This is a genomic window from Variovorax sp. 01T439_2 (assembly GCF_056398445.1).
On sequence record NZ_JBFTPJ010000537.1, the window covers coordinates 1 to 5,481 of the forward strand.

General features: G+C 71.0%; 5 protein-coding genes and 3 pseudogenes. 5 read left to right on the plus strand and 3 right to left on the minus strand.

The features are described from left to right. Positions 1-1,302: MFS transporter (locus AC1DOC_RS22590; protein ID WP_478130521.1), on the minus strand; the 1,302-nt coding region annotated here is incomplete at its 3' end. Between the two features lie 166 nt (positions 1,303-1,468). On the opposite strand from AC1DOC_RS22590, the pseudogene AC1DOC_RS22595 reads away from it, so the two are divergent. The 4 genes and pseudogenes from AC1DOC_RS22595 to AC1DOC_RS22610 all read left to right on the plus strand — a co-directional run. After that, a pseudogene (locus AC1DOC_RS22595) lies at positions 1,469-1,774 on the plus strand (phosphatidylglycerophosphatase A family protein); the annotation flags it as partial. Between the two features lies 1 nt (position 1,775). Beyond that, positions 1,776-2,201 (plus strand): annotated as a pseudogene (locus tag AC1DOC_RS22600) (CinA family protein); the annotation flags it as partial. Between the two features lies 1 nt (position 2,202). Continuing rightward, positions 2,203-2,700 (plus strand): nuclear transport factor 2 family protein, encoded by a 498-nt coding sequence (locus AC1DOC_RS22605; RefSeq protein ID WP_369664114.1) that lies wholly within the window; start codon positions 2,203-2,205, stop codon positions 2,698-2,700. After that, positions 2,697-3,011: a GNAT family N-acetyltransferase gene (locus tag AC1DOC_RS22610; protein ID WP_307592913.1), complete on the plus strand. Its 315-nt coding sequence runs from the start codon at positions 2,697-2,699 to the stop codon at positions 3,009-3,011. The genes AC1DOC_RS22605 and AC1DOC_RS22610 overlap by 4 nt, the downstream gene beginning before the upstream one ends. On the opposite strand, the gene AC1DOC_RS22615 is transcribed toward AC1DOC_RS22610, so the two are convergent. Then, entirely contained in the window at positions 3,001-4,188 is a 1,188-nt protein-coding gene (locus tag AC1DOC_RS22615) for an MFS transporter (protein ID WP_436311805.1), read from the minus strand. The two genes, AC1DOC_RS22610 and AC1DOC_RS22615, sit on opposite strands and share 11 nt — an antisense overlap. A 46-nt stretch (positions 4,189-4,234) precedes the next feature. Further along, positions 4,235-5,017 carry a UPF0149 family protein gene (locus tag AC1DOC_RS22620; RefSeq protein ID WP_478081471.1) on the minus strand — a complete coding sequence of 261 codons (783 nt, stop codon included), beginning with the start codon at positions 5,015-5,017 and terminating at the stop codon, positions 4,235-4,237. Positions 5,018-5,072: 55 nt separating this feature from the next. Between AC1DOC_RS22620 and AC1DOC_RS22625 the strand changes: the two are divergent. Then, positions 5,073-5,481: pseudogene (locus AC1DOC_RS22625) on the plus strand (FMN-binding glutamate synthase family protein); the annotation flags it as partial.

Consider the following 5,481-nt stretch of genomic DNA (forward strand, 5'->3'; position numbering starts at 1 on the left):
GTAGAGCTGCACGGTGGTGTAGAGCTGCACGGTGGTGATCGAGGCCGAGGCCAGGCCTTCCTGCCCGGCCGGCGCGAGCGACATCACGCGCGTGACCAGGTGCGGCCATCCGATGCCCACGCCCAGCCCCACGGCCGCCAGCGCGATGGCGGCCAGCAGCATCTCGAGCCCCGGCGCAAAGCGCCCGGGCGCCGGCAGCAGCAGCGCGAGCGCGGCAAGCCCCAGCGTGCAGGCCACGGGCCCGGCGCGCAGCATGCGGTCGGCGCCCGCGCCGCTGCGCCCCGACGACAGCAGCGAGCCCGCGCTCCAGCCACCGGCCATCGCCGCAGTGAGATAGCCGGCCGACAGCGGCGAATGGCCATGCAGCAACTGCAGGAAGTACGGCACGAAGATCTCGGTGGTGGTGCCGATCAAAAGCAGCACCACGCAGGCATAGATGGCGCCCATCGGCGTGCGCAGCGCGTAGGCGCCGGCGGGCAGCAGCCGCACCGCGGCATGCCGGTCGATCCGCGTGGCGGCCACGCCGAGCGCCAGGCCCAGCGCCACGCCGGCGGCCTGCCAGGCCATGGCCGACAGGAACTCGCTGGCCGCGATCACCAGCACCGAGGCCGCCAGCAAGCCGATCTGCAGCGCCGCAATGCGCGGCATGGCCGATGGCCGTTCATGCCGCACGCCGGCCGCGGGCCGCAACTGCACCGCGACCAGCAGCGCCTGCACGGCAGCCAGCGGCAGCAGCGACCAGAAGGCCCAGCGCCAGTGCCCCGCCTGCGCGAACAGGCCGCCCACCGCCGGCCCGCAGAGCGTGGCCACGCCCCACATGCCCGACACCAGCGCCACCGCGCGCGGCCACAGCCGCGGCGCGAACACCCGCTGGATCAGCGCATAGCTCAGGGCCGCGAGCAGGCCGCCGCCCAGCCCCTGCACCGTGCGGCCCGCGAGCAGCCACGGCATGGCCGGTGCGAGCGCGCAGGCCATCGACCCCGCGCCGAAGACCACGAGCGCCGCCAGGCAGGCGCCGCGCGGACCCCGCCGCGCCAGCAGCCGCACCGACAGCGTGGCGCCGAGGATCGATCCCACCACGAACAGCGTGGTGCTCCAGGCGTACCAGTCGAGCCCGCCGATCTCGTTCACCACCGAGGGCAGCACGGTCGTCACGATGTGCACGTTGACCGCATGCAGCGCAACGCCGCCCGTGAGCGCCAGCGCACGCCAGCCGTTGCGGCCGCTGAACAGTTCGCTCCAATCGGCAGCGGGCGAAGCGGGGTGGAGCGAGGCAGGGGCGTTGGATGAGGCGGCAGGCATATGGCGCGGTCCTTGGCAGACGACGGGTGGCAAGGCAAGGCCCGGATACTAGGCCGGCCTTGTGAATTAAACAAGCTATTGCTTTGATAAATAGAGGGCCTTGGGCAGCCCCCCGAATGCGCGACACTCTGGCCTGATGCAAGCTGCTTCTTCCTCCGCAGGCCCCATGCCGCCAGCCACGCCCCGCCGTCCCTCGATCGCTTTCCTGTTGTCCCACCCGGCGCATTTCATCGCCATGGGCTTCGGCTCCGGCCTGCCGCGCGTGGCGCCCGGCACCGTCGGCACGCTCTGGGCCTGGGCCGCCTTTGCCGTGATGCAGCTGTGGCTCACGCCCGCGGCCATCGGCTGGATCATCCTGGCCTCGCTGCCGATCGGCTGGTGGGCCTGCAGCATCACCGCGCGCGACATGGGCGTGGCCGACCCGGGCAGCATCGTGTGGGACGAGGTGATCGCGTTCTGGATCGTGCTGTGGCACCGGCGGGCTCATTGCCGGCGCATGCACCGAGCTCGCGGGCTCCAGCGCCTGGTTCGAGCGCGGCTTCGTCAGCTACTCGAACGCGGCCAAGACCGAACTGCTGGGCGTCGACGCTGCGCTGATCGAAGCCCACGGCGCGGTCAGCGAGCCGGTGGCGCGCGCCATGGCCGAAGGCGCCATCGCGCATTCGGCAGCGCGCGCCGCAGTGGCCGTGACCGGCGTGGCCGGCCCTACCGGCGGCAGCCCCGACAAGCCGGTCGGCACCGTGTGGTTCGGCTGGTCGGCCGGCGGGCAGGTGCGCACCGAGCGCCGCCGCTTCGATGGCGACCGCGCCGCGGTGCGCGCGGCCACGGTGCACTACGCCCTGCAGACACTGGTGGGCCTGCTCGGCCCGCAGCCCGGCACCACAACAAAGGCCCCATGACATGACAACTGCCACCGCCAATGCCCAGACCATCGAGCGCTTCTACGAGGCCTTCTCCCGGCTCGATGCCCGCGCCATGGCTGCCTGCTACGCCAGCGACGCGGCCTTCGACGACGAGGCCTTCTCGCTGCGCGGCCGGCAACAGGTGGGCGGCATGTGGCGCATGCTCTGCGACGCCACGCGCGCCAAGGGCGCCGACGTCTGGCGGCTGACCTGGCGCGACGTGCAGGCCGACGGCACCAGCGGCCATGCCCACTGGGACGCGCACTACCGCTTCAGCGCCACCGGCCGGCTGGTCGACAACAGCGTCGATGCGCGCTTCGGCTTCACGCCCGAGGGGCTGATTGCCACGCACCGCGACAGCTTTGCCTTCTGGACCTGGTCGCGCCAGGCGCTGGGCGCGCCGGGCCTGCTGCTCGGCTGGACGCCGATGCTGCGCAACAAGGTACGCGCCACCGCGGCCGCCAATCTCGCCACTTATCTCGCACGCCAACCATGAGCAACAGCAACCTCGCCATCACCAACAACGAAGCCCTGCACCGCTACGAAGCCGCGCTCGAGGGCCAGCTCGCGGCCTACGCCGAATACAACCTGCTGACCGACGCCATCATGTTCACCCACACCGAGGTGCTGCCCGAGCACGAGGGCAAGGGCGTGGGCTCGGGCATTGCACGGCATGTGCTGGACGAGGCGCGCGCCAAGGGGCTGCATGTGATTCCGGTGTGCCAGTTCATTGCGGGCTACATCCGCAAGCACCGCGAATACGCCGACCTGGTGCGGCCCGACATCCAGCGCGCCTTCAAGATCTGAGGGCGTCGGCCTTCGGCGCGGGCAGCCACGCGAAGGCCGCGATGCCCAGCACCAGCAGCGCGGCAATGGTGGCCAGCACGGCCCTGAGCGGATCGCCGCCATGCGCCGCGGCCACCGAGGCCGCCACGCCGGTGGCCCACTGCATGAGCGCGACGCCGAGGAACATCGCCATGGTGAAGACCGCCATCGCGCGGCCCGTGAGCGTCGCCGGGTAGGCCACGCGCACGTCGGCGTACTGCCAGACGATGAAGCCCGAGAGCACGCCGATCAGCACCATGCCGCCGATGTCCAGCCAGGCCGAATGCGTGAAGGCGATGAGCGCGAACAGCGCCGCATAGCCGAGCGCGCACACCACGATCCGGCGGCGGCGCGCGGCGCCGTCGCGGTCGAAGCGGCCGAACAGCGGCGCACCGAACAGCGAGATCACCGACACCGCGATGGCGACGTTGCCGCTTTGCACCAGCGAGTAGCCGTGGCGCTCCATCATGAGCGGTCCGAGCCAGAGCCCGCGCAGCGAGATGAAGGCGGCGTAGGTCACGGCCCCGAGCATGACGATGCCGAGCGTGTGCGGCATTGCGAGCAGCGCGCCGAACTGGCGGATGGCCTCGGGAATCGACTCGTTCACCCGCGGCACGGCCGCGGCGGGCTCGCGCACCCAGTGCCAGATCGCGAGCCACGCCAGCGCCGAGGCCACGGCCAGCACCAGGAAGCCCGCGCGCCACGAATAGGCCTGCACCAGCCACGCGAGCGGCGTGCCGGTGGCCAGCATGCCGAGGCCGCCGATGGCCAGCACCAGGCCCGAGACGGTGGCAAAGCGCGCGGCGGGAAAGTGCCGCGCGATGAACACGGTGCACACCAGGAAGGCCGGCGCGCAGCCGACGCCGATCAGCGCCTGCCCCGCCACCAGCACCGCGTAGCTCGGCGCGAACGCCGACAGCAGCGCGCCCGCGATGGCGACCGGAAAGGCCACCAGCACCGTGCGCCGCACGCCATGCAGGTCGATGCCGATGCCCATGAAGAGCTGCATCGCGCCAAAGGCGAAATGAAAGGCGCCCGAGAAAATGCCCAGCGCCTGGGCCGAGAGCCTGAAGTCGGCCTGCAGCGGGCTCGCCATGATGGCGCCTACCGTGCGAAAGGCCTGGCTCAACGCCACGCCGGCGCACAGCGCCAGCACCATGGCCCACGCCGCGCGTGGCGTCAGCCGTGCGCTGGCAGGGCCGCTGTCAGGCACCGTGGCACTTCTTGTATTTCTTGCCGCTGCCGCAGGGGCAGGGGTCGTTGCGGCCGGGCGTGGCTTCCTTGCGGAGGGTCTCGACCTTCGGGCCCAGGCTCTTCCAGAGCTGGCGCAGGTCGTACACGGCCCAGATGGCGGCGCCGAAATCGTCCAGCCGCTGCTGGCTCACGCTCGGCGGGCCGTCGTCGCTGAACATCGAGAGCGTGGGCTTGGCCTTGTCGTCCTCGGTCAGCGCCACGATGTTGTCGAGCGCGTCGTCCAGCATCTGGGCGGCTTCCTTGTCGCGCGGCGCGGCCCAGTCCTCGGGCCAGTTCTCGACCGCGTACATGAAGCCCAGCGCCCAGACCTGCGCGAACGAAGGAATTTCCTCGCCCGCCACCTCGGCGCGCTCTTCCTCGGGCAGCGAGGCAATGGCGCCGCGGGTGTCGAGCACCTCGGGCTGCCAGCTGCGCTCGTCGTCGAGCGACTGCACGTCGGCGTCCAGGCCCTCTTCGATCTCGAGCCAGCGGCGCTTCCAGTTCCAGACGAACTCCATGTGCTGGGCCGGCACGAAGCCCTCGCCCAGCAGCACCGGCCAGTATTCGGCCGGCTCGATGCGCCGGCGGGTGCAGATCAGCGCGGCCATGAAGCCTTCGCAGAACTCCCACTGGGGAATTTCCTCGTCGTGCTCGCGCATGGCGTCCAGCGCCTGGTCGAGGGCGTCGAAATCGTCGGGGCCGAGGGGGGCGGAAGCGGCCGCTTCGGCCTGGGGGGTGTCGTGGTTGTTGGTCATGGCAAGTTCGGKGCAGCCCTCTATGATGCAGCAGGCTCCGGTCGACACTATTTCTATGTCCACGATTATTCCGTTTCCGACGCGCTACAGCGCCTTCGCCCTGTGCGTGGTCGGCCTGGCGGCCTGCATCGCCCTGGTGCTGGTGTCGCCCCACCTGTGGCTGGCCTGGGTGGGCGTGGCGGTCTTCGCGGTGCTTTCGGGCACCGGCGTGCACGACCTGCGGCAGGCCCGCCACGCCATCCTGCGCAACTACCCCGTCATCGGCCACCTGCGCTTCCTGCTGGAATTCATCCGGCCGGAAATGCGGCAGTACTTCATCGAGAGCGATTCCGAGGCCGCCCCGTTCTCGCGCGCGCAGCGTTCGCTGGTGTACCAGCGCGCCAAGGGCGAGCCGGACAACCGGCCCTTCGGCACGCAGCTGGACGTGACCATCGCGGGCTACGAGTGGATCAACCACTCGATGC

Bases quoted from the DNA above. Each gene is read 5' to 3' on its own strand.
- AC1DOC_RS22605 (WP_369664114.1), top strand. From the start codon at position 2,203: ATGACAACTGCCACCGCCAATGCCCAGACCATCGAGCGCTTCTACGAG.
- AC1DOC_RS22610 (WP_307592913.1), top strand. From the start codon at position 2,697: ATGAGCAACAGCAACCTCGCCATCACCAACAACGAAGCCCTGCACCGC.
- AC1DOC_RS22615 (WP_436311805.1), bottom strand. From the start codon at position 4,188: ATGGTGCTGGCGCTGTGCGCCGGCGTGGCGTTGAGCCAGGCCTTTCGC.
- AC1DOC_RS22620 (WP_478081471.1), bottom strand. From the start codon at position 5,017: ATGACCAACAACCACGACACCCCCCAGGCCGAAGCGGCCGCTTCCGCC.